This is a genomic window from Streptomyces antibioticus (genome assembly GCF_002019855.1).
In the GTDB taxonomy this organism is placed as follows: domain Bacteria; phylum Actinomycetota; class Actinomycetes; order Streptomycetales; family Streptomycetaceae; genus Streptomyces; species Streptomyces antibioticus_B.
Genome location: NZ_CM007717.1, coordinates 8351099 through 8372967 on the forward strand (window position 1 = coordinate 8351099; position 21869 = coordinate 8372967).

Annotated in this window: 20 protein-coding genes; 4 read left to right on the plus strand and 16 right to left on the minus strand. The window is 70.7% G+C overall.

Going from position 1 to position 21869, the window contains the following annotated elements; genetic code table 11:
* Positions 1-96 precede the first annotated feature (96 nt).
* Complete coding sequence (locus tag AFM16_RS37530; RefSeq protein WP_179123356.1) at positions 97-366, plus strand: hypothetical protein; 270 nt, start codon at positions 97-99, stop codon at positions 364-366.
* Between the two features lie 48 nt (positions 367-414).
* On the opposite strand, the gene AFM16_RS37535 is transcribed toward AFM16_RS37530, so the two are convergent.
* The 5 genes from AFM16_RS37535 to AFM16_RS37555 all read right to left on the minus strand — a co-directional run bounded on the left by AFM16_RS37535 (position 415) and on the right by AFM16_RS37555 (position 4496).
* Complete coding sequence (locus tag AFM16_RS37535) at positions 415-1599, minus strand: GTP-binding protein (RefSeq protein WP_078636693.1); 1185 nt, start codon at positions 1597-1599, stop codon at positions 415-417.
* A 6-nt stretch (positions 1600-1605) separates the two neighbouring features.
* On the minus strand, positions 1606-1776 hold the full coding sequence (gene rpmF / locus AFM16_RS37540; protein ID WP_078636694.1) for a 50S ribosomal protein L32: 171 nt from the start codon (positions 1774-1776) through the stop codon (positions 1606-1608).
* Between the two features lie 115 nt (positions 1777-1891).
* The gene (locus tag AFM16_RS37545) at positions 1892-2995 is read right to left on the minus strand and encodes an SPFH domain-containing protein (RefSeq protein ID WP_078636695.1); all 1104 of its coding nucleotides are present in this window, start codon (positions 2993-2995) and stop codon (positions 1892-1894) included.
* A 29-nt stretch (positions 2996-3024) separates the two neighbouring features.
* Positions 3025-3462 carry an NfeD family protein gene (locus AFM16_RS37550; protein ID WP_078636696.1) on the minus strand — a complete coding sequence of 146 codons (438 nt, stop codon included), beginning with the start codon at positions 3460-3462 and terminating at the stop codon, positions 3025-3027.
* A gap of 368 nt (positions 3463-3830) precedes the next feature.
* Positions 3831-4496 carry a TetR/AcrR family transcriptional regulator gene (locus AFM16_RS37555; protein WP_078636697.1) on the minus strand — a complete coding sequence of 222 codons (666 nt, stop codon included), beginning with the start codon at positions 4494-4496 and terminating at the stop codon, positions 3831-3833.
* Between the two features lie 125 nt (positions 4497-4621).
* Here AFM16_RS37555 and AFM16_RS37560 point away from each other — a divergent pair, with 125 nt between their 5' ends.
* Positions 4622-5653 (plus strand): NAD(P)-dependent alcohol dehydrogenase, encoded by a 1032-nt coding sequence (locus tag AFM16_RS37560; RefSeq protein WP_245177919.1) that lies wholly within the window; start codon positions 4622-4624, stop codon positions 5651-5653.
* Between the two features lie 71 nt (positions 5654-5724).
* Here the strand turns inward: AFM16_RS37560 and AFM16_RS37565 are convergent, their stop codons facing one another.
* Together AFM16_RS37565 and AFM16_RS37570 are read right to left on the minus strand one after the other, a co-directional pair.
* Positions 5725-7221 carry a PP2C family protein-serine/threonine phosphatase gene (locus AFM16_RS37565; RefSeq protein ID WP_143648543.1) on the minus strand — a complete coding sequence of 499 codons (1497 nt, stop codon included), beginning with the start codon at positions 7219-7221 and terminating at the stop codon, positions 5725-5727.
* Between the two features lie 29 nt (positions 7222-7250).
* On the minus strand, positions 7251-7589 hold the full coding sequence (locus AFM16_RS37570; RefSeq protein WP_078636699.1) for a hypothetical protein: 339 nt from the start codon (positions 7587-7589) through the stop codon (positions 7251-7253).
* A 572-nt stretch (positions 7590-8161) separates the two neighbouring features.
* Here AFM16_RS37570 and AFM16_RS37580 point away from each other — a divergent pair.
* A complete protein-coding gene (locus AFM16_RS37580) occupies positions 8162-9376 on the plus strand; it encodes an alpha/beta hydrolase (protein ID WP_078636701.1) in 1215 nt (404 codons plus the stop codon).
* A 141-nt stretch (positions 9377-9517) separates the two neighbouring features.
* Here the strand turns inward: AFM16_RS37580 and AFM16_RS37585 are convergent, their stop codons facing one another.
* Both AFM16_RS37585 and AFM16_RS37590 read right to left on the minus strand, forming a co-directional pair.
* Positions 9518-9982, minus strand: a complete 465-nt coding sequence (locus AFM16_RS37585) for a hypothetical protein (RefSeq protein ID WP_078636702.1) — start codon at positions 9980-9982, stop codon at positions 9518-9520.
* 185 nt (positions 9983-10167) lie between these two features.
* Positions 10168-11391, minus strand: a complete 1224-nt coding sequence (locus tag AFM16_RS37590; protein WP_078636703.1) for an alpha/beta hydrolase — start codon at positions 11389-11391, stop codon at positions 10168-10170.
* 159 nt (positions 11392-11550) lie between these two features.
* Here AFM16_RS37590 and AFM16_RS37595 point away from each other — a divergent pair, with 159 nt between their 5' ends.
* Positions 11551-12111, plus strand: coding sequence for a DM13 domain-containing protein (locus AFM16_RS37595; RefSeq protein ID WP_078636704.1), 561 nt, complete (start codon positions 11551-11553; stop codon positions 12109-12111).
* Positions 12112-12595: 484 nt separating this feature from the next.
* Here AFM16_RS37595 and AFM16_RS37600 read toward each other — a convergent pair whose 3' ends face one another.
* The 7 genes from AFM16_RS37600 to AFM16_RS37630 all read right to left on the minus strand — a co-directional run bounded on the left by AFM16_RS37600 (position 12596) and on the right by AFM16_RS37630 (position 21798).
* Complete coding sequence (locus AFM16_RS37600) at positions 12596-13654, minus strand: PucR family transcriptional regulator (protein WP_078636705.1); 1059 nt, start codon at positions 13652-13654, stop codon at positions 12596-12598.
* A 200-nt stretch (positions 13655-13854) separates the two neighbouring features.
* Complete coding sequence (locus AFM16_RS37605; RefSeq protein ID WP_078636706.1) at positions 13855-15771, minus strand: potassium channel family protein; 1917 nt, start codon at positions 15769-15771, stop codon at positions 13855-13857.
* 106 nt (positions 15772-15877) lie between these two features.
* Complete coding sequence (locus AFM16_RS37610) at positions 15878-17122, minus strand: cation:proton antiporter (protein ID WP_078636707.1); 1245 nt, start codon at positions 17120-17122, stop codon at positions 15878-15880.
* Between the two features lie 193 nt (positions 17123-17315).
* Entirely contained in the window at positions 17316-18614 is a 1299-nt protein-coding gene (gene nhaA, locus AFM16_RS37615) for a Na+/H+ antiporter NhaA (protein ID WP_078636708.1), read from the minus strand.
* A gap of 258 nt (positions 18615-18872) precedes the next feature.
* Entirely contained in the window at positions 18873-20408 is a 1536-nt protein-coding gene (locus AFM16_RS37620; protein WP_078636709.1) for an alanine/glycine:cation symporter family protein, read from the minus strand.
* A gap of 413 nt (positions 20409-20821) precedes the next feature.
* The gene (locus tag AFM16_RS37625) at positions 20822-21271 is read right to left on the minus strand and encodes a hypothetical protein (RefSeq protein ID WP_078636710.1); all 450 of its coding nucleotides are present in this window, start codon (positions 21269-21271) and stop codon (positions 20822-20824) included.
* Positions 21268-21798: a nitroreductase family deazaflavin-dependent oxidoreductase gene (locus tag AFM16_RS37630; RefSeq protein ID WP_078636711.1), complete on the minus strand. Its 531-nt coding sequence runs from the start codon at positions 21796-21798 to the stop codon at positions 21268-21270. Before AFM16_RS37630 ends, AFM16_RS37625 begins: the two co-directional genes overlap by 4 nt.
* Positions 21799-21869: the final 71 nt, after the last annotated feature.

The following is a 21869-nucleotide window of genomic DNA, read 5'->3' on the forward strand; positions in this document are numbered from 1 at the left end:
CGGCGGGCGCGCGGGATTCCAGGCCGTCGGGGCACGCCAACGGACGTTCGTGGACCGGCACATGCCCTGGTACCCACCTCACAGAAGGAGCCCCCGATGGACACCGCCCCGCTCAGGGACGCCTACCGAGCACAGCTCAACGCCCAGGCGGACGCCCTGTGCGGGCTCGGCGGACCGATGCTCAGCGAGACCGAACTCGACACTCCGGTACCGGCTTTGCTCCTGTCCAACGGCAAAGTTGTGGTCGACCAGCCCGTACCTCTGAGGGGCATCATCACCGGCTTGGCGGAGGTCGAGCTTCCCGGTCACACGCGACAACTCCTGGCCCTGCTACCGAAAGACAGCGGGCACCAGGCCATGACCTGACCCTGCCGCGCGCCATGGCGGACGGCCCATCAAAGGTGCCCCGCGTCCTCAGGGCCGGGCGGCGACGAGCACGGGGTGCTCCTGTTCGCAGGTGTCGTCGATGCCCGAAGTCTCCCAGGCCGGGAACGGATCGGCCGAGGGCAGGGCCTCGCCGTCGGCCATGAGGCAGTCGGTCAGGGCCGATTGCAGGGCGTCCGCGTCCAACTGGGTTCCGATGAACACCAGTTCCTGACCGCCGGAGCTGCCCTCACCGCGGGCGGCGGACGGTTCGAAGCGGGCCACGGACCCGGCCTGCGACCACAGCCCTGTCACGTGCGGGCGGCTGCCAAGGGTGAAGAACCCCTTGGAACGCAGGATCTGTCCGTAGACGCCGCTGTCCAGCCGCGAGGTCACGAACGTCCACAGCCGCTCGGGATGGAAGGGTACTTCGGCGCGGAAGACGGTGGAGGAGACGCCGTACTCCTCGGTCTCGGGTACGTGGTCGCCGTTGAGCTCCATGACCCAGCCCGGGGCCTGTTGGGCCCGCTCCAGGTCGAACAGCCCGGTGCCCACGACGTCGCCGACCCGAACGCGGCCGTGGACCGCGCGGACGATCCGCGCCGCCGGGTTGAGGCGGGTGAGGGCCGCCTGAAGCCGTTCGGCCGCATCGGCGTCGACGAGGTCGAGCTTGTTGAGCACGATGACGTCGGCGAACTCGATCTGATCCATCAGCAGGTCGCTGACGGTGCGTTCGTCGCCCTCGTACTGGTCGAGGCCACGCTCCACCAGCTCATCCCCAAGGGCGAGTTCGGTCAGGAAGCTCGCCGCGTCGACGACCGTGACCATGGTGTCCAGCCGGGCGACGTCGCTCAGTCTCACGCCGTCGTCGCGGGCGAACGCGAACGTGGCGGCCACCGGCATGGGCTCGGAGATGCCGGACGACTCGACCAGCAGGTAGTCGAACCGGCCTTCGCGGGCCAGCCGGCCGACCTCCTCCAGCAGGTCGTCGCGCAGAGTGCAGCAGATACAGCCGTTGGTCATCTCGACCAGACGTTCCTCGGTGCGGGACAGGGCCGCTTCGCCGCCGCGCACCAGGGCGGCGTCGATGTTGACCTCGCTCATGTCGTTGACGATGACGGCGACACGCAGCCCCTCACGGTTGGTCAAGACGTGGTGGAGCAGGGTGGTCTTGCCGGCGCCGAGGAAACCGGACAGGACGGTGACGGGCAGGCGGTCGAGCCGGTCGTAGGACATCGGGTGTCAGCCTTCGGGACGCAACAGGCCGCGCTCGTACGCCTTCGCCAGCCGCTGGGGGACCAGGTAGGACACGCCGTCCACGGTGACCGGCACGAGCTGCGGCGTGCCGGCCTTCCACTGGGCGCGACGGTGACGGGTGTTGCTGCGCGACATCTTGCGTTTGGGCACGGCCATGGGGACCTCCGGAATGGGTGGGTGTGAGGCAGCACGCTACCTGAAAATGATTCCCATTACGAGTCGCGGTCGTGGTCGCGGTCGTGGTGTAGCCGTCGGCAGACTGACGGCGGGCTCACTCGTCCGACGTCTGCCCCCGCCGAGGCACCTGGGACGACATCGCCGCCGCGGCCTCCGCCTTGGCGTCGCTCACCGCGGCGGCGGCCTGTTTCCCGGCCTCGTCGGCGGCGGCCGCGGCGTCGAGCGCAACCGTCGAGCCCGCTTCGAGCTCCGGAACCCCGCTCTCCTGCGGGGCGTCGTCGGCAGGGGCCGCTTCGTCAGGCTGCCCGGGCGTGGGCGGAGCCGGCGTCGCCTGATCACCGAACGCGCGGGTGACGGTCCGCACCGCCTCGGTCAGCTCCCCCGGGATCACCCAGAACGTGTTGTTGTCGCTGCTCGCCAGATGGGGGAGCGTCTCGAGGTACTTGTAGGCCAGCACCTTCGGGTCGGCGTTGTTGCGATGGACGGCCTGGAAGACCAGCTCCACCGCCTTGGCCTCGCCGTCCGCACGCAGGATCATGGCCTGTTGTGTGCCCTGCGCCTCCAGGATGTCCTTCTGCTTCGTGCCCTCCGCGGTGAGGATCTTGGCTTGGCGTTCCCCTTCGGCGTGCAGGATGGCCGCGCGCTTGTCGCGCTCGGCCCGCATCTGCTTCTCCATCGCCTCCTTGATGGTGGCCGGAGGATCGATGGCCTTGATCTCGACGCGGTTGACCCGGATGCCCCACTTGCCCGTGGCGTCGTCGAGGACTGCGCGGAGCCGGGAGTTGATCTCCTCGCGCGAGGTGAGCGTCTCCTCCAGGTCCATGCTGCCGATGACGTTGCGCAGCGTCGTCACGGTGAGCTGGTCGATCGCCTGGAGGTAGTCGGCGACCTCGTAGGCCGCGGCCCGGGGGTCGGTGATCTGGTAGTAGAGCACGGTGTCGATGTTCACCACGAGGTTGTCCTCGGTGATCACCGGCCTGGGGTCGGACGAATAGACCTGCTCGCGCACGTCGAGCTTGGTGTTGACGCGGTCCGCCAGCGGTACGACGACGTTCAGGCCGGGTTGCAGCGTCCGGCGGTACCGGCCGAACCGCTCGATGTTGTAGCGCCGCGCCTGCGGGACGATCCGCACGGCGGACGCCACGAGGACGACCACGACGAGGGCCACCACGAGAAGAGGGACGACAAGTGGATCCACAATGCCTCCGTTGCTGTGTGTTCAGCCCTTCACGGAAGGAGTTCCCGGGGATAGACGATGGCCGTGGCACCGTCGATCTCCATGACGTCGACGAACGCTCCCACGGGGATCACCAAGGTCTCGTCGAGGGCGCGGGCGGACCATTCCTCGCCGGAGAGCTTGATCAGGCCGTGGGTCGCGGTGACTTCCTGCATGACCTCGGCCCGCCTGCCGATCAGGGCGTCGGTGCCCTCGCGGGTGAGGGGCTGCCGTGCCATGTGGCGCAGCGCCACGGGACGGACGAGAAGGAGCCCCGCCGCCGTCACCGCCCCGAAGGCGGCGATCTGGCCGGCGGCGCCGATGCCCGCACCGGCGACCACGGCGGCCACCAGGGCGGCGCCCGCCAGCAACCCGAAGACCAAGGTCAGGGTGAAGAACTCCGCGGCACCCAGTACCCCGGCGGCGAGCAGCCATACGAACCAAGGCATCGGATCGCCCACCTTGAAGAGGTTTCCACCAGGCTACCTTCGGTGACGCCGGGCGGAACAGACGCGGGAGCGGGGATACTTGACCGTCGAAGGGCTTGCCCTGACCGGCGGGGTACCCGCGGGCGGACGAACGGCCGAGCCGACGGCACCGGGCTGCGTCATGGCTCCTCCTCCCGTGAGTCGAAGGATCCCGCGAGTCGACGGATCGATGGACAGGGTCCCTGCCAGCGTCACACACGGCCTTACGGCACCGCCATCGGGGCCGACACCCACTTCCACCGACCCGTGGTCAATCGCCCCACGCCCCCACACTGCCCTGCGGCCACCCGCCCTACGCCCCCACGCTGCCCTGCCTCCACCCACCCCCGTCAGCCCGCCGCCCGCGCGAGGCCGTCGAGGATGAGGTCCAGACCGAACTCGAACTCGTCGCCGTAGGAGTACCCGGGCCGCAGAACGTGAGCGGTCGCGATCTCGGTCAGGTACGGAAACTCGCCGTCACCGAATCCGCTCATGATGGACTCCGCCACTTCGGCGGTCTCGGCCGGGGTGTCGAAGGGCAGGGTCTTCTCCTGGAGGGCGAACCCGTAGATGTAGCTGTCGAGGACGGAGACGGCGTGGGCGGTCAGGGTGAGGGAGAGCCCGCCCTGACGCAGGCAGCCGAGAACGGCGTCATGGTGACGCAGGGTGGCCGGTCCCGGTGTGGACCGGGACTCCATCATCCCGATCGCCCAGCGGTGGCGGGACAGCACGTGGCGCATGGAAAGCGCCCGTTGCCGCATCGCCTGTCTCCAGCCGTCGTCCGGCGCGGGCAGTTCGACCTCGGCGAAGACCAGATCGACCATCCCGTCCAGCAGGTCCTCCTTGTTGGCCACGTGGTTGTACAAGGACATCGCCTCGACCCCGACGGCCTCGCCCAGCTTGCGCATGCTGAGCGTCTCCAAACCGCCGGTGTCGGCGAGTTCGACCGCGGCGCGCAGGACCCGCTGCCGGGTGAGCGTCTCGCGGGCCTGCTGCGGGCCGGTTCGACGGGGCACGGTGAACGGTCACTTCCCTTCATGGTCTGCCAGCGTTGACGAGCTTACGCCGTAAGTGCTGTACTTACGCCGTAAGCAGGTACTTACGCTGTAAGTGACCGAGAACGGGACGGGGAGCAGCGACGATGCGGAACACGAACGAGCCCGTCACAACCGACGGCGGGACCACGACCATGGCCGCCGTCGTGCAGGACCGGTACGGCGCGGAGCCGGAAGCCGTGCTGCGCCCGGCGCGCCTCGCCCGCCCCGGCATCGGGCCGGACGAGGTACTGGTGCGGGTGCGCGCCTCCAGCGTGGACCGGGGGACCTGGCACCTGATGGCCGGTCTGCCGTACGCCGTCCGACCCGTGAGCGGGCTGCGCAGGCCGAGGCTCCCCAACCCCGGCCGCAACATCGCCGGTGTCGTCGAAGCGGTCGGCCGCGACGTGACCGGGTTCGCGCCCGGCGACGAGGTCTACGGCACGGCGGCCTCCGCGTTCGCCGAGTATGCCGCCGCCCGTCCCGACCGGATCGCTCCCAAGCCCGCCGGACTCACCTTCGAGGAGGCCGCGACGGTCCCCGTGAGCGGGCTCACCGCACTCCAGGCGGTGCGCGACAAAGGCAGGATCCGGTCGGGCCAGCAGGTCCTGATCACGGGCGCCGCCGGCGGCGTCGGCGCCTTCGCGGTCCAGCTCGCCCACTCCTACGGCGCCCAGGTCACCGCCGTCGCGAGCACCTCCAAGCTCGACGCCGTGCGGGCCCTGGGCGCCGACCATGTGAGCGACTACACGCGCGAGGACTTCCTCGCCGGCCCGCGCCGCTACGACGTCATCATCGATATCGCGGGCAACCGCCGTCTGCGGGATCTACGCCGGTCCCTGACGCCTCGCGGCCGACTGATCATCACCGGCGGCGAGACGAACGGCCGCTGGCTCGGCGGCACCGACCGCCAGCTCCGCGCCCAGATGCTGTCACCGTTCACAGGCCAGCACCTGGGTACGTTCATCTCCTCCGAGCACGCAGACGGGCTGCGCGACCTGACCGCCCTCATCGACGCGGGCACCCTCCGCCCTGTGGTGGACAGCGTCTATCCGCTCGCCGAGACCGCCGCAGCCGTCCGACACCTCCTCGACGGCCGCGTGATCGGCAAACTGGCGCTCACCCTGCCTGCCGAGTAACACCGTACGGCGACCCGACCACCACCACGCCGCCGACCGGCGGCAGCTCCGCCCCGGCCGGGGCGGCCCCGTCAGGACGCCGATCCGTCCTGTGCGTTGGTGGCATGGCCGCCGCATTCCTCGGTCATCGCGGCGAGGACGGTGGTGTCGTCGCGGTCCCAGTCCGTGCCGTGGTCCTCGGCGACCCGGTAGAGAAGGTCGACCACCTCGCGTGGGTCGGTCCCGTCGCGGGCCACGGCGTCGGTGACCGCCTCCCGGCCGAGCATCGCCCCTGCGCTATTGCGGGCTTCGGTGAGACCGTCGGTGGCCAGTACGACCAGGTCGCCGGGGTCGAGCGGGCAGTACCGCACCTCCCACATGCCGTCGGGGTCGGCGATGAACGGGCCGATCACCGGTCCGGTGGGACCGAGTTCCTCGACGGTGCCGTCGGCCCGGCGGAGCAGGGCGATCTCATGACCGGCGTTCAGCCAGGCGAGGCGGCCGGTGCCGGGGTCGAGGACGGCGACGACGAGGGTGGTGAAGCGTTCGTCCTCGGGTTCGATCACGGTCCAGGCGGCGGCCGCCGCGGTGCGGGGGTCGGGATCGAGGCGGAGGACGGCGAGGACGGCGCTCTTGATCTGGACCGCGAGCAGACCGGCATCGGTGCCGTGGCCGGCGACATCGCCCTGGAGGAGGACGGTGGTGCCGTCGGGCAGAGCGAGGGTGCCGAGGAAGTCGCCCGCGATGACGCCTTCGGCCGTGTGGATGCTGCCGTGGACGGCCACGCCGGAGCCGGGGGAGTGCTGGGCGTTCAGGATGCGGCGCAGCCCGTCGGAGGCGGCGGCGTCGGTGCGCAGGGCCTCGCGGTCCTTGTCGGCCTGGTGCTGGGACCTCTTCAGGATCAGGAGGGTGCGTTCGGCTTGGCCGAGCACCCCGCCGAGCCACGGGGTCGGGCGGTGGGCGATGCGGGTGTCGGGGGCGGTACCGCTGGCGGTACGTCCGAGATGGGATTCGAGGTCGGCGAGCGGCATGACGATTCTGCGCCACACCGCGAACGCCAGACCGCCCAGGATGAGCAGGAGGGCGGTGACGCAGGCCATCTGGAGGGCGAGCAGGGCCTTCTGGGCGGTGACGGCGTCCTCGCGGTCCTTCGCCTTGTGCGCGTCGAGGGCGGCGGCCAGGACGTCGGCGGCGGCGAGGAGGGGATGGAGGCCGGTGTCGGGCCGGGCGAGCCAGTCGGTGAGCGCGGCACTGAGCGCCGAACTCTGCGCTTCCAGGCCGAGCGGGCGGGCATCGGCGTCGATGTCCTCGGCCAGAGCCCTGACGCGGATCGCGTACGGGGCCTGCACCGGTCTTCCGGTGGAGGCGGCGGAGGAGGCGTGCTCGGTCTCCTCGTCGACGGTGTGGATGGTGGAGAACAGCGCGCCCACGTTGCGGCTGGCGCTGTCGGCATGACCGCCGGTCATCGCGCTGCCGGTGTAGACCCGGAACGCGAGCGCGACGTCCAGCACGGTCAGCGCCACCGCCACGATCACGGCGGCCACCAGCGCCGCTCCGGCAGAGCGGAAGACGGAACGTCTCTTGGTCACGCCGATCTCCGATCCACTGGCTCCGGGTGTCAGCCCTGGCGGGGGCTGAGAGCGCCCCCGGTGGTCTGGAGGCTGCGGGACTCGGTGCCGGTCTGGATCAGCAGATGGGACCTTCCGGTGCGGATGCGGGACGTGAGGTCCGCGACGACCTCCGGGGCGACGCCGCAGCCTTCCCGGCGGAGCCTGGAGAGACGTGCCGGCCGCTGCTGACGACGCAGATCGCGGTCGGCGAGCTGGACCTGCGGCAGGTCCAGCAGGAGCCGTCGGCAGACAGTTGGCTCGATGGTCCGCCCGCGAAACGCCGACGGGTGAAGATCGCGGCACGCCTCGCCGACGAGCATGTCCTCGGGCTCTCCGGTCGGGCTCATACGCCGTGGCCTTTCTCGGGCTGGACGGTGCGGCCGGGAACGCGGCTCGGCAGTCGGTCGTACGTGCTCATGTCGGGCAGCGCCTGCTCACGCCGAGCCCGGCGGATTCTCTCGAACAGCCACTCACGTGACCCGTGCACCAGCGGTCTCCTGACCTGGACCGTGATCAACAGGCTCAGCGTGACGGCCAACCAGCCCAACACATCTTGATTACGCCGAAAGCGGCATGTTTCACACGATCGCACCGAACGGCCGCCGGTTGCATCGGAGGGCAACCAGCCGGCGGCCGTCCTGCTGCGGTTGACCCGGCGTCCGTGCTGAGCCACCACAACTCCGCGACACCGTCACCGCCCCGCGGGCCCCCGTCGGCGCACCCCCACCTCCTCGACCGCCTCCGGCGCGGCTCCCGGTCCCGAGAGGATCTGTGCCGAGGGCCGGGTCGCTCCCCGCGAGAGGGTTTCGCCCGGTTGGTTCCATCGAGGTGACGGTCTCTCAACACCGTATGGCCGCAAGTGACTTGAGCTGCACGTCCTATTTCCCTGAGGTCAGGCGCCAGTTGTACAGTCCGTGGTGTGGACGGCGCGGTTTATCACTTCGGACAGTACGAGTTGGACACGGATCGCCGTCGGCTCAGCCATGCCGGACAGCAGGTCCGCGTCGAGCCCCAGGCGGTGGATCTGCTCTGCCATCTCGTCCGGCACCGCGACCGCGTCGTGCCCGGCTCGGAGCTCATCGGCCTGATGGGGCAGGGCCGCACGGTCAGCGAGGCCGCGCTCGCCACCTGCTTGCGCACCGCTCGCCAGGCGATCGGTGACACCGGCACGCGGCAGGAGTTCATCCGCACGGTGCGACGGCGCGGCTACCAGTTCGTCGGCCATGCCACGGTCGCCCCCGTCGTTCCGCCGACCGCGCCTGTCGCGGCGTCGAGCACGGCGAGTGCGGAGGCGGACCACGAGGTCATCCGGTTCTGCCGGTCCGCCGACGGCACCCGCATCGCCTACGCCACCGCCGGTGAGGGTCCGCCCCTGGTGAAGACCGCCAACTGGATGACCCACCTCGACCTCGACCGGACCACCCCGATGTGGGCCCACTGGTTCGACGGGCTCACCCGCGGCCGCCGGCTCGTCCGCTACGACGAGAGAGGCTGCGGCCTCTCCGAATGGGTGCCGGCCCGCTTCACCCTCGACGACCTGGTCGACGACCTCGACTCCGTGGTCGGCTCCGTCGGCCTCGCCCGCTTCCCGCTCCTCGGGGTGTCACAGGGCGGCGCGGTGGCGGTCGCCTATGCCGCGCGCCACCCCGAGCGGGTCAGCCGGCTGGTGCTCACCGCGGCCTACGCCCGGGGACAGATGGTCCGGGCCGACAGCGCTGCCGAACGCGACGCCGCGGAGGTGGACCTGAACATCGCCCGCGCCGGATGGCGTTCCCAGGACAGCAGTTTCCTGCGCTACTTCGCCTCGCAGTTCCTCGCCGACTCCACGCCTGCGGAATGGGACGCGTTCGCCGCCTATCAACGGCAGACGACCTCGCCCGCCAACGGGCTGCGCTTCATCGAGGAGTTCGCGCGCATCGACGTCTCCGCCATCGCCCACCGGGTGACCTGCCCCACGCTGATCATCCACGCCCGCGACGACGCGCGCGTCCCGGTCTCCCAGGCCCTGGAACTTGCCGCTCTGATCCCCGACAGCCGGCTGGTCCTTCTCGAGAGCCGGAACCACCTCTTCACCGCCGCCGAACCCGCCTGGCCCGCTTTCCTCTCCCACCTCGACACCTTCCTCTCCGAGTAGCCGCGAGAGCCGCTCCCGGGCATCTCGACCCCGTCGTACGGCACGTGCGAAGGGCCGCCCGGTGCGAGACCGGACGGCCCTTCACGTCTCATCGTGTGCGGAGGACCTGCCGGGCCGTTCCGCGGATCAGTGCCGTTGCGGTCAGCCGATCACGATGTCGCAGTCGGCCCGGCCGCGGTCGGCGATGTCGGCGAAGTCCGCCTGGATGTTCGGGTCGTACGCGGCCGAGCTGACGGTGCGGGTCTTCTTGCCGGGCACGGCCTTCTTCCCGGTCGAGTGCGACACCTTCGCCGCGTCCCAGGTCAGGTCGCAGGTCCAGTGGATCGTGCGGACCAGCAGGTTGGAGTTGTGCCCCGTTCCCGTGATCTGCCAGTTGCCGTCGGCGTTCACGGTGAACTCGACGCTGCCGCTCACGTTCCGGCTGCTGTCGCTCGTGGTGAACACGACCGTCCGGCCGTCCGCCGAGACCTGCTTGGTGGTGTCGTTCGCCTGTGCGGGCACCGTGCCCAGCAGCAGAGAGCCGATCCCGGCCCCCGAGGCGATCAGCAGCGCCAGCCCCCGACGAGTCCGCGTCGTGCCGGACATCCTGGTGTTGGTGATGCGCATGGTCCGTCCTTCTCTTTCGTGTCCCGTGTCTGAGGTCAGTGCCTGGCCGTCGCGGGCAATCGCCGCTCCCCGTCCGCCCGGCACCTCTCAAGCATCGCGCCGGCCAAGGGGCTGATGCTTGACGGAGGTCTGAGGCTTTCCTGAGGGGGACATGAGGGCGCCTCCCTCAGTTGACCCGTTCGGGATCACTCGGCCAGGAACGCGTCGACGTGGGCGAGGAACTCGTCCCAGGCCGGTTCATGGGCCGTGAGGAGGTGATTGCGGCTCTTGAGCAGGACGAGCCGGCTGTCGGGAATGAGCGCGGCCAGCTCGCTGGCCTGTGACATCGGCACGCGCTCGTCGTCGCGGGAGTGGACGATCAGCGTCGGGCAGGTGACCCGGTCGGCGATGCCGGACACGTCGATGCGGGCGAACTCCTCCAGGAAGCGCACCCCGTTCGCCGGCGAGGTCGTCTGCCGCTGGAACGCGGTGAACGCCTCCCAGTCCGCCGGTGTGCCCTCGGGCAGGAACTGCGAGGCGAAGACCCGCAGGAACCTGGGATCCTGGTGGATCCATCCCACCCGCGCCAGATCGAGATCGAGCGCCGCCTCCCGCGCCTCGTCCGTACCCAGCGCCCGCACCTGTCGTCCCCGGGCGTAGGCCCCGGCAAGGATCAGCCGGCTGACTCGTTCGGGATGGCGCACGGCGTAGGCGACGGCGACCGCCCCGCCCTGCGAGACTCCGAGCAGCGGGAACCGGTCGATTCCCGCCGCGTCCACCACGGTTTCGAGGTCGTCGACCCAGTGGTCGAACGAGAACCCCGGGACCTGCCAGTCCGAGAGGCCGCAGCCCCTTTCGTCGTAGCGGATCAGCCGGCGCCTGCGCGCGAGGCCGCTGAGCCAGTGCGACCACAGCGGGGTCGTCCACTCAAGGTCGAGATGGGTCATCCAGTTGGCCGCCTTGAGCAAGGGCGGGCCCGAACCCACGGAGGCGTACGCGATGCGTGCGCCGTCGTTCGCCCGGCAGTACCGGATGGTCTGATGGGCGGCGTCGCCGGGTCCGACGGCCGAGGCCGGTCCCCGGCCGGCCCCTTGGTGCGCGGCGGCCTCATCGGCGGACACCGGGGAGGCCACGAACTGGTAGCCGCGCCGGTGCACGGTGCGTATCACCCGCTGCGCACGGCCGGTGTCACCGACGGCCAGGCGCGCGGTCCGCAGAGCTGTGGTGAGGGCGGCCTCGCTGACGAAGCGGTCACCCCACACCTCGTCCAGCAGTTCGCATTTCGGCACCACTCGGTCCCGGTGCCGGACGAGATGGCACAACAGGTCCAGGGCACGCGGTTCGACGTGGATCGGCTCACCCGATCGACGGAGCTGGCCCCGAGCGGTGTCGAGCTCGTACTGCTCGAAGAAATGCTTGTCCCCCTCCATCTTTGCAGCGTACAACTCCGGTTCCTGCGCGTACACATGGACGATTCGCGGTGTGCCGGTGTGACGTAAGCGTTCCGTCATCTCTTCGGGGCTCCACGACATCCGCCCACCGCGTTGAATGGGACCGTGACGGAACGATCTCCCGGGAGGCGAAGAGGAATGCGGCGGACTCGGAAGGCACGGCGCGGGCGGCTGGCCGGTGCTGTCCTGGCGTTGGTGGTCGCGGGGGCGGGATTCGGGCTGTACTGGTTCCAGCCGTGGAAGCTGTGGCAGGACGAGACCGTGGAAGAGGCGCTGCCCGGCACGGTGCGGACGTCCGGCACGCCCCGCGCGGAGCCTTCTGCCACCGCCTCTCCGGCTCCCGGGCCGCAGACGGTGGCCGGGGGCGACCTGGTCAGCCACGAGCACGCCACGTCCGGCACGGTGAAGCTGATCCGGCTGGCGGACGGCTCCCACGTCGTGCGGCTGGAGAACCTCGACACCAGCAACGGACCGGACCTGAGGGTGTGGCTGACCGATGCGCCGGTGAAGGAGGGACGCGCCGGCTGGCATGTCTTCGACGACGGGGAGCACGTCAGTCTCGGGAGGCTCAAGGGCAACAAGGGCAGTCAGAACTATCCGGTGCCCGCTGATGCGGACCTGTCTCGCTACACCAGTCTCACCATCTGGTGCGACCGCTTCGACGTCTCGTTCGGCGCGGCCGAACTGGCCGGCGCCTGACAGTCGTCGGGCCCACAGCAGGACGACGGTGTTCCCTGCCTGTCACGTCGTATGCGCGTGGTGGCGAACGAGGTGACCGTCCCGGTAGTCTCGGGCGAGTACCCCGGTACGGTCGCGGCCGTGGCCACATGTCCGCGTCTGGGCTGACGCGCAGGATGTGACGGCTCCGGAGGCGCCCCGGGCTGCGCGGCCCACCGCCGCGGGCTTGGCACTTGGCACCCGCATGGACGGCAGGTGCCCGGGTAGGGGAGACGATTGCCGAGCGGCTTCCCGACCCGACTTCGTCCCCCGGCCGCGACCGGCTCGGCCGTCTCCGCCATTCTCCTGGCGCCCTGGGGACGTCCCACCACCACGCGCCGAGCCCGCCCTTGACCACATGGACCTCAGACGACCGGTCGGCGCCCGGGGCGTGAGCGGCCGGGTGGAGACGACATCGGCCACCCCGGGCGGTCGACGGGGCCGTGCCCCTCGCGGGAGGGGTCGGTCAGATGTCGTTGGCCGGCCAGTCCAGCAGCCGGGCACCGATCACCGCGGTCTGGAGCATGTACCGGTGAGCGGGATCGGTGGGGTCGGCGCCGGTGAGTTCGTGGATGCGCTTCAACCGGTAGGTCAGGGCCCGCACGCTCAGCGAGAGACGCCGGGCGGCTTCGGCGGCCACGCAGCCCGAGTCGAAGTAGGCGGCGAGAGTGCCGAGGAGGGGCTCGGCGCCGCCGCGAGCCGCGGTGAGCGGGCCGAGGCTGCTCAGCACGAGGTCGGCCATGGCTTGCCTGTCGCGGGCCAGAACGGGGTACACGAGCAAGTCGACGGCACGTAGGACCGGGTCCTCCAACTCCAGACGTTCCGCCAGTTCCAGAGCATTGAGCGCTTCTTCGTACGAGTGGACGACTCCTCCCGGGCCGGGCTGTGCGCGGCCGATGGCGACCTGGCCGCCTTCCGTGGCGGCGTGGGCCTGCTTGGCGAAATACACCAGGACCTCGTCCTGGTTGCCCGGGGCGATGCACAGCATGCGACCGTCCTTGGTCGTGAGCAGAATGCTGCGGTCGCCGAAACGGGCGATGAGCGCACGTTCCACCTGCCGGGGAACCTTGTCCCCCTCGTCGTAGGTGGTGCCGCCCCGGGCGACGGCCACGGCGTGGGCGTGCGACAGGCGCAGGCCGAAGCGTTCGGCACGCTCGGCGAGGCGGCCCAGGTCGCTGCGCCCGTAGAGGAGGTCGTCGATGAACTCCCGGCGGGCGGCCTCCTCCTGACGCACAGCGTGGCGTTGGGCCCGTTCGTAACCGTCGGTGAACGCGTCGATGACCTGGTGCAGTGCGGCCAGAGCGCCGTCGGCCGCGCCGGGAGCCGTGGGCCACACCGCGCGGGCGGCGACCAGATGGGCGCTGACAAGTGCGCGCAGTCCGTGTCCGGCCTCCGCGGCCTGCTCGCCGAGCTGCCGGCGGGAGCCGAGTTCCTCCCGGGTGAGGCGCCGTCCCGAGGCCGAGACCTCGGCCAGAATCCGGGCACAGCCCTCCACGTACTCCCGCGGAATGTCCTGTGCTGTCACGTCGTCCCCCGAGTCCTTACGCGCCGATGACGGTTCCTGAGCGGTTCACCGGCTTGCACAACGTAGTCAACATTGCCGGAAACCGGCAATGTGCCGAAGCGCGCCTGCGGTGCATCGGCGCGTGATGGCCGCAGACCGCGGCCGGCGAGCCCGGCGTGCCGGCGATGCGGAAGCCCAGGTGTGCGTTCGGTCGGGCCCGTTCACACTCTCCTCCCGGGACGCTCCGGGCCGGTGCCGTGCGCGCCTCGCGGCTGTCGGCCCAGGAGTTCGGCCAGGCCATGACGGGTGGCGGCGAGGACGACCCGGTCCTGGGGCCGGAGGACATAGCCCGGGTGAAGGTCCCATACGAGGCCGGCGGGCCGGCCGGTGCCGTCGTGTGCCGGAGCGGCGGCGAGGTCGGGAAGCCGGTCGCCCGGAGCGGCGGTGTCCAGGGCGAGGACACGCCAGGCTCCGGGCCGGAACGACTCGGCGACGGTGCGCCCCTCCAGATGCGGGTGGCCGGCGACGTGCAGGGCCGCGAAGAGCAGGACACGGCGTTCGACCGGGATTGCCCCCAGGACCTGGCGGCCCATCATGGCGCCGGCGAAGGCGGGCGCGGCGAGCGTGGAGACGCTGCGGCTGCGGGTGAGGGCCTGGGGATGGGCTGCGCGCAGCGTGCGGTACACGGCGGTGGCGAACTCGTCGTCGTACAGGCGCAGCGCGACCCGCAGGTCCGGCTTGACGGAGCGGGCGTACAGGGCGGCTTCGAGGTTCGTGGTGTCGCTGCTGGTCAGGGCGAGCAGGGCGTGCGCGCGATGGATCTTGGCGGATTCCAGGACACCTTCCTGGGTCACGTCGCCGAGGACGGTGGGGACCCGCAGACGGCGCGCGAGAGGCAGCCCGCGCGCCTCCGGGTCCTCTTCCACGCACACCACCGGGATGTCCAGTTCGCGCAGCCGGGACAGCACACGGGTGCCGATCTTGCCGAGACCGAGCAGGACGACATGGCCGGAGAGCCCGTGGGGCGGGCGGCGCAGCGCCGAGACGGTTCGGAAGGTGCCGAGTCCTTCCAGCACGGCCGCCAGCAGGACGGGGAGCAGCAGCAGTCCGGCGAGGCCGGACAGGAGTTGCAGCACCTGGCGGGCGATGGGGTCACCGACGGCGGGGTCGCCGATCGCGAACAGGTCCAGCAGGGTGAGATACGCGGCGTGCAGCGGGTGGTCGTGGGTGGTCAGCCAGCTCGCCACGGCGAGCCCGAGCACACTGCCGACGAGCCCGGCCAGTGACCAGCGCAGCCGGCGCGAGAACAGCGAGGCGATCGGAAGCGCGCGCCCGGCCAGGCGGCCGGGCGGAGAGGCCGTGCCGGCATGCGTGACGGTTTCGAGCACCACCGTGCCCCGGCCTGTCGCGGCGGCCACCGCCTCCAAGTCGGGCAGCAGCGTCGGTCCCTCCTGCCCGCTCGCGTCCGAACCCTCCGCACCCGCCGGGTCGTTGGTGGTCGACGACAGGAGGGCGAGCGTGCACAGACCTGGGTCGGCCACCTCTCCGCGCCGTGGCGGGGTGCGCTCCACCGCTCGCAACAGCAGTCCGTCGGCCTGGACCACCTTGCTGGTGCCGGCCACCGCGGTGGCCGCCAGTGCCGGCGCCGCGGTGTCCGCGTCCGACAGGACGGTCGTGGAGGTGTCCAGGGCGTCGGGGTCGAGGCCGGGGGCGGCGAGGACGGCGGCCTGGTCCAGGAGTTCTTCCAGGTGCTGGCCGAGCTTGCGGTTGTAGAGTCTGATCACCATGCGCAGCCGGGGGTTGAGCCGACGGGCGGCGAGGGCTGCCTGGATGTTGGCCGCGTCGTCGTCGTGGACCAGCGCCAGCGCGGAGGCTTCCCGCACGCCCGCTTCGACCAGCACCGCTTCGGTCAGCACGGATGTCTCCAGGATCCGGGGAGCCGGTCCGCTGCCGCCGGTTGCGCCGGCCGTACGGGTCAGGGCAGCCTGCATCCGGCCGAGCAGGGCGGCAGCCCGCGTCGAGTTCGTGGCGTCCGTGCCGCTCGACGTGGGGACGACCAGGGTGACCCGCTCCCGGTACACCGTCGTCAGCTCGCCGGCCAGCCGCTCGGCGAGCGCGTCGTCACCGCACACGATCATGTGTCCCGGCCGCGTGGCACCGGGCGGCGGTTGAAGGAACAGAGCCATGTCGTCGAAGACCTCCGGTCGAACGGACGCCCAGGGGAGGCGAGGGGGCCGGGTGCGGTCAGGCACTCACCTGCGGTGCCTGACCTCCCGGTCGCGACACCGGTTCGCCCTCGCCGCTCTCGGGCACCCCCGCGATCTCCTCGACGTGGAAGAGCCGGGCGATCGGCACGTCGGTCGAACTGTGCGCGACGATCGAGAAGGCGATGCACACGGCGATGAGCGTGAACGCCTCCTCGCCCCCCGGGATCCCGGCCTGGAGCACCAGAAGCCCGTACACCACCGATGCGAAGCCCTTCGGCCCGAACCAGGCCGCCACGAGCTTCTCCTGGCGGGTGAACCGCGTCCCGAGCAGCGACAGCAACAGCGAGGCCGGCCGGATCAGGACGATGGCGAGGACCACCGCCACATAGCCGCCGAACGACAGGTCACCGAACAACTGCGGGGTCAGCAGGGCCCCGAACACCAGCAGCGCGGCGAACTTGGCCAGCTCGGCCAGTGCCTCGCCGAGCGGCTCGAACGCCTTCTGCGCTTCCGGCGAGCGTGCGGTGAGCACGGCGCCGGCGGAGAACGCGGCGAGGTAGGGGTTCGCGTGGGTGAGGTGGCACGTGGCGTACAGAATCACACCGATCGCGAGCGGCAGGAGCGGCTGCAACTTCGGCTCGGCGCCCAGGAGCCGGAACCGTACGAGCTCGTTCGCGGCGAACGGCAGGACCACACCGAAGGCCAGCCCGAGGACCAGCTCCAGGGCGATCTTCCCGATCGACGCCTCGGCGTCGCCGGACGTCGGCCCGGCCGCCGCGATCAGGACGAGGACGACCGGCAGCGCGAGGCCGTCGTTGATGCCGCTCTCCACGTTCAGCAACTGCCGCAGCTTCGACGGGACTTCCTTGCGCCCGACGATCGCGGACGCGAACACCGGGTCCGTGGGGGCCAGTACGGCACCGACGAGGAAGGACGTCGTCCAGTCGAGCCCCACGAGGAAGTGCGTGATCAGAGCCATGCCGACGAAGGCGATCGGCATGCCGAGGCCGAGGGCGCGCGCCGGGTTGCGCCAGTTCTCCCGCAGCGTGGGGAACGAGACGTGCATGCCGTCGGTGAACAGCACCGCGAACAGCGCCAAGTCGGCCGTCACGGACACGATTTCGCTGTCCGGGGTGATGTGGATCAGCCCGAGGAAGCCGTCGCTGACCAGTGCGCCGCCGACGAGGAAGAGGAAGGACGTCGACAGTACGGTCCGGGCCGCGAGCCCCGACAACAGCACCGCGATGAGCAGCGCCACACCGAACACCACGACGAGCACCATGATGAGAACCCCCGATCGACGAAGAGACTTCTGTCCATACCGCCGACCAGACTTCCCGGCACACCGGTGAGGATCTTACACGTGCTTTACGCGTTCCTGACAGTTCCTTGAGGTGCACTCCGGGACCGGAATCCTTGCCGGGTTCCGGCAGGAAGGGAGCGGGCGCGTGAGGCCGGTCGAACCGTTTTCGGCGTCAGCGCCCGGTGACGGCGTCGGCTTGCCGGACGTCGGGCACGCCGTCCGGGTCCTCGCCGCGGTCCTCCTCCTCGCAGAGGCGCCGGTACACACCGTTGCGGCGTCTGATCAGCGCGGCCGCCAGTACGGCCGCGGTCAGTGAGCCGATGAGGACGGCGGCCTTGACGGGCGCGGCCGCTGCCGGGTCGGGGAAGGCGAGATCGCCGATCAGCAGGGCGACGGTGAAGCCGATCCCGGCCAGTGAGGCGAGGGCGAAGACGTCGGCCCAGGCCAGTTCGGGGTTGAGCCGGGCGCGGGTGAAGCGCGCGGCCAGAAAGGTCCCGGCGAAGATCCCGACCGTCTTGCCGGCGACGAGCCCGAGTACCACGCCGAGCGGCTCGGGTCGGGTGAACACCTCGCCCAGTGAGGTGACCGAGACGCCGACCCCGGCGGCGAAGAGGGCGAAGAGGGGAACCGCGACGCCCGCGGAGAGGGGGTGGAGAAGGTGGGAGGTGCGTTCGCCGGGAGAGCGGTCCTCGCCCTCGTCGCGGGTGGTGCGCAGGATCAGACCCATGGCCACACCGGCGACGGTGGCGTGGATGCCGCCGTTGTACATCAGCGCCCAGATCGTGAGCCCGAGCGGGGCGTACCACCACCATCCCCGGACTCGGAAGCGCTGGAGCAGGTAGAAGACGGCAAGACCGGCCGATGCCCCGCCGAGCGCGACGAAGTTCAGGTCATGGGTGAAGAAGACGGCGATGACGAGGATGCCGCCGAGGTCGTCGACGACGGCGAGGGTGAGCAGGAAGGCGCGCAGCGCGGCGGGCAGATGGGTGCTGAGCACGGCGAGCACGGCCAGTGCGAAGGCGATGTCCGTGGCCATCGGAACGGCCCAGCCGTCCGGACCGCCACCGCCCGCGGTGGCGGTGACGGCGTAGACCGCGGCGGGCACGGCCATGCCGGAGAAAGCGGCGATGACCGGAAGGGCGGCGGTGGCGGGAGTGCGGAGCTCACCGACGACCAGTTCACGCTTGAGTTCGATGCCGGCGACGAGGAAGAAGAGGGTGAGCAGACCGTCGGCGGTCCAGTGGCCGACGGAGAGGTCCAGGCCGAGCGGCGGTATGCCGAAGTGGACGTCGCGGATGCGCTCGTAGGTGTCGGCCCACGGCGTGTTCGCCCAGACCAGCGCCACCACGGCTGCCCCCAGCAGGACCAGCCCGCCCACCGTCTCCGTCCGCAGGGCCTGGGTGATGGCCGTGCGCTCGGGCAGCGGCAGCAGGCCGAGGAAGGGGGAACGCCGGCGTGGCGCGGCAGCCATGACAGAGCCTCCGGGGATCGGTCCGCGGGCACACGAGCCCCTGACGCCGACCAGACTTCCCGGCACACCGCGCGCCGCTCACCAGCCTCCGAGGGGCCGCACACTGACGCGTTCCTCACACCCTAACCGGCACCGTCGTGTTCCGCCAGAAGCTCTCTCACCTGCGGGAATGCAGTGCGGAGCACGACGAGCGGGCCCGCGTTCACCCATGGTGCGAGGTGAGCGCGGGCCCGCTCGGGAACCGGGCCACGGGGGCGGTCAGACGGTGGTCTTCACCGGCTCCTGGTCCTCGTCGCCGTCGGTGATCTCGCCGGCCTTGCGCGCACGGACGTACTCCAGGAAGGAGTCGAGTTCGCGCTTGACGACCGGGGCCAGCAGATACAGGCCGATGATGTTGAAGACCGACAGCAGGAACAGCGCGGAGTCGGCGAGGCTGATCAGCGAGTCGAGGGACATCAGAGCGCCCACGATCACGAACAGGCTCCACACGCTCTTGAAGACGGTCTCGCTGGCCTTGCTCTTGCCGAACAGGTAGGACCAGGCCTTGAGGCCGTAGTAGCCCCAGGTCAGGATCGTGGAGAAGGCGAACAGCAGCACCGCGACGGTGAGCACGGTCGGGAACCACGGCAGCACGGTCTCGAAGGCGTCGGAGGTGAGGGTGACGCCGCCGATGCTCTCACCGGCGCGGGCCTCGCCCCAGCTCGCCGGGTTGGCGATGACGATGGTCAGCGCGGTCATGGTGCAGATGACGACCGTGTCGATGAACGGCTCCAGCAGGGCGACCAGGCCCTCGCTCGCGGGATGCTTGGTCTTGACCGCGGAGTGGGCGATCGGGGCCGAGCCGAGACCGGCCTCGTTGGAGAAGGCGGCGCGCTGGAAGCCGATGATCAGCGCACCGATCACACCGCCCGCGACGCCGTCGGCCTCGAAGGCGCCCCGCAGGATGGTCTGGAAGGCGTCCGGCACGTGGGTGACGTTCCCCAGGATGACGACCAGGCAGGCCACAATGTAGATGCCGGCCATCGCCGGCACCAGTCGGCTGGTGACGGAGGCGATGGAGCGGATGCCGCCGAGCAGCACGAGACCCACCAGCGTGGCGACGACGAGGCCGAAGAGGACGGCACCGGCGGAGGATGCCAGGAAGCCGTTCTCGCCGCCGAAGGTCGAGGAGACCTGCGCGTAGCTCTGGTTGGCCTGGAACAGGTTGCCGCCGAACAGGCCGAAGAAGAGGACCATGATCGAGGCGAGGACGGCGAGCACCTTGCCGAACGTGGCGCCGCGGCTGCCGAAGCGCTCCTTGAGGCCCTTGGGCAGGTAGTGCATCGGGCCGCCGGAGACGGTGCCGTCCGCGTGCACCTCGCGGTACTTCACGCCGAGGGTCACCTCGACGAACTTCGTGGCCATGCCGAGCAGGCCGCACAGGATCATCCAGAACGTGGCACCGGGGCCGCCGATGGAGACGGCGACGGCCACACCGGCGATGTTGCCGAGACCGACGGTTCCGGAGACGGCCGCGGTCAGGGCCTGGAAGTGGTTGACCTCGCCGGCCGACCCCTTCTCGTCGTACTTCCCGCGTACGACGTCGATGGCGAGTCTGAACTTGCGGAGCTGGACGAATCCGAACCAGCCGGTGAAGACGAGACCCGCGACCACGAGCCAGGCGACGATGAGGGGGAGGTCCGTACCTCCTACGGGGACGGTGTAGAAGACGACTTCACCGAGCCGTTCGGCGATGGGCTCGAAGAATCCGCTGACTGCTTCATCGACGGACGTGGTGACGGAGTCGAGTGACACTATGGCTACCTCGGCGGTGCGGGGACCGGCGCAGAGGCCTGCGCCGGGGGAAGTCCGGTCTGTGAGCGAACGCCGTTGTCCGGTCGGCGACCTGGGGTGACGCGCCCGCGGATGCGGAACGTCAGGCCCCTGGCCTGTGATCGGCTCGCAGACCGACACTCCGCGCGGCGGCGGGACTCGTGCCACCTGCGGAGTTGCGACGTTCTACCATGAACTTTGCCGGATCTTTAGTGACGCACGTCATATATCTGCCCGGCCTCACGGAAGCACCAGGCGGCGCAACCGGACCGTTATACGGAATCGGGAATCCGTTCATCGGACACATATCTCTGTGCGACAGGGGTGTCACGGCATGCAGCGCCATGACAGCGCTGCACGTCGGACGGGACGGCCGACGCTCCGGCGCCGGCCGCCTATCCGGCAGCGGGCAGGGAGGATGAAAGGGACGCCGATTCGGGAGTGCGGGGCAGGGCCGGGAGAGGGGTCCGCTCGGACTGCTGGACGGTGCCGTCGCCAGGAGCGTCGGGGACGCCCGCACTGGTGGACAACCAGGACCAGGCGGCCAGGGCCAGGGCGATCGCGACGGCTGTGGCGACGAGGCGGCCCGCATGCCGCAGCCGGGCGCTCGTGTCCAGGTCGCGCCAGGCCGGGTCGGCGGAGGTCTCCCCGGGCTGCCACAGCTCACCCACCGGACCCTCGGAGCCGCTTCCGCCGGCCGCCGCGCCGGATTCGCCGCGCGTGGCGCGTTCCCGTGCGGAGGGCTCCCTGGGAGCGGACGCGCGGATGGCGCGTTCGCTGTCGGTGAGGAACTTCAGCCAGACCTCGTCGGGCATCCCGTCGTCACCCGCCTCCCGGGTGGTCACCGTCGTCGCGCCTCCTCGCCGCTCGTCCGGGGCCGGTCTGCGGCATCGAGGCGGACGAAGGGCACGGCTCGTCCGGCGTCCCGGAACGACGCCTCCGTGCCGTCCACCGGGAATCCCATGAAGGCGCACAGGCGGGGGGCCGCCCGCGGATGCTTCCGGGCGTAGCGGGCCATCTCCTCACCGCATTCCTCGGCTGTCAGGAAGTGGGCGGTGACGGCGTGGTGTCGGTTGCCGAACTGGACGACCGTCTTCGGCTGCGCACGAAGGTTCCGGTACCAGTCCGCCTTCGGGCCGAAACCGGCCGCGACGGTCCAACTCGCCTCGGAGGGCTCGTGGCGCACGACCTCCAGGACCACATGACGATCCAGGCCCGTGACGCGGCCGGTGTGGTGCAGCAGGAGCAGCCGTTTGCCGAAGAGCGGCCCGAGTCCCGCGCGGAAGAGCGCGATCGGCAGCCGTGCGGCCAGGCGCCGCCAGCCGGTGGGAAGGTGCGGGCGGACCTGAGTGTCCGGAGGTCTGCGTGTCATCGTGACCCTCTCGCGGGTGGGCTGTCGGCTCTCGGGCTCGATTGGGTAAAGGTCCCGTGGGGAGAACGCCT

What these genes read in the sequence shown, in the direction of transcription:
- AFM16_RS37630 (WP_078636711.1), bottom strand. Translation starts at nt 21,798, where the DNA reads ATGACACGCAGACCTCCGGACACTCAGGTCCGCCCGCACCTTCCCACC.
- rpmF (WP_078636694.1), bottom strand. Translation starts at nt 1,776, where the DNA reads ATGGCCGTGCCCAAACGCAAGATGTCGCGCAGCAACACCCGTCACCGT.
- AFM16_RS37605 (WP_078636706.1), bottom strand. Translation starts at nt 15,771, where the DNA reads ATGATCGTGTGCGGTGACGACGCGCTCGCCGAGCGGCTGGCCGGCGAG.
- AFM16_RS37610 (WP_078636707.1), bottom strand. Translation starts at nt 17,122, where the DNA reads ATGGTGCTCGTCGTGGTGTTCGGTGTGGCGCTGCTCATCGCGGTGCTG.
- AFM16_RS37550 (WP_078636696.1), bottom strand. Translation starts at nt 3,462, where the DNA reads ATGCCTTGGTTCGTATGGCTGCTCGCCGCCGGGGTACTGGGTGCCGCG.
- nhaA (WP_078636708.1), bottom strand. Translation starts at nt 18,614, where the DNA reads ATGGCTGCCGCGCCACGCCGGCGTTCCCCCTTCCTCGGCCTGCTGCCG.
- AFM16_RS37570 (WP_078636699.1), bottom strand. Translation starts at nt 7,589, where the DNA reads ATGAGCCCGACCGGAGAGCCCGAGGACATGCTCGTCGGCGAGGCGTGC.
- AFM16_RS37590 (WP_078636703.1), bottom strand. Translation starts at nt 11,391, where the DNA reads ATGGAGGGGGACAAGCATTTCTTCGAGCAGTACGAGCTCGACACCGCT.
- AFM16_RS37535 (WP_078636693.1), bottom strand. Translation starts at nt 1,599, where the DNA reads ATGTCCTACGACCGGCTCGACCGCCTGCCCGTCACCGTCCTGTCCGGT.
- AFM16_RS37560 (WP_245177919.1), top strand. Translation starts at nt 4,622, where the DNA reads ATGCGGAACACGAACGAGCCCGTCACAACCGACGGCGGGACCACGACC.
- AFM16_RS37595 (WP_078636704.1), top strand. Translation starts at nt 11,551, where the DNA reads ATGCGGCGGACTCGGAAGGCACGGCGCGGGCGGCTGGCCGGTGCTGTC.
- AFM16_RS37530 (WP_179123356.1), top strand. Translation starts at nt 97, where the DNA reads ATGGACACCGCCCCGCTCAGGGACGCCTACCGAGCACAGCTCAACGCC.
- AFM16_RS37585 (WP_078636702.1), bottom strand. Translation starts at nt 9,982, where the DNA reads ATGCGCATCACCAACACCAGGATGTCCGGCACGACGCGGACTCGTCGG.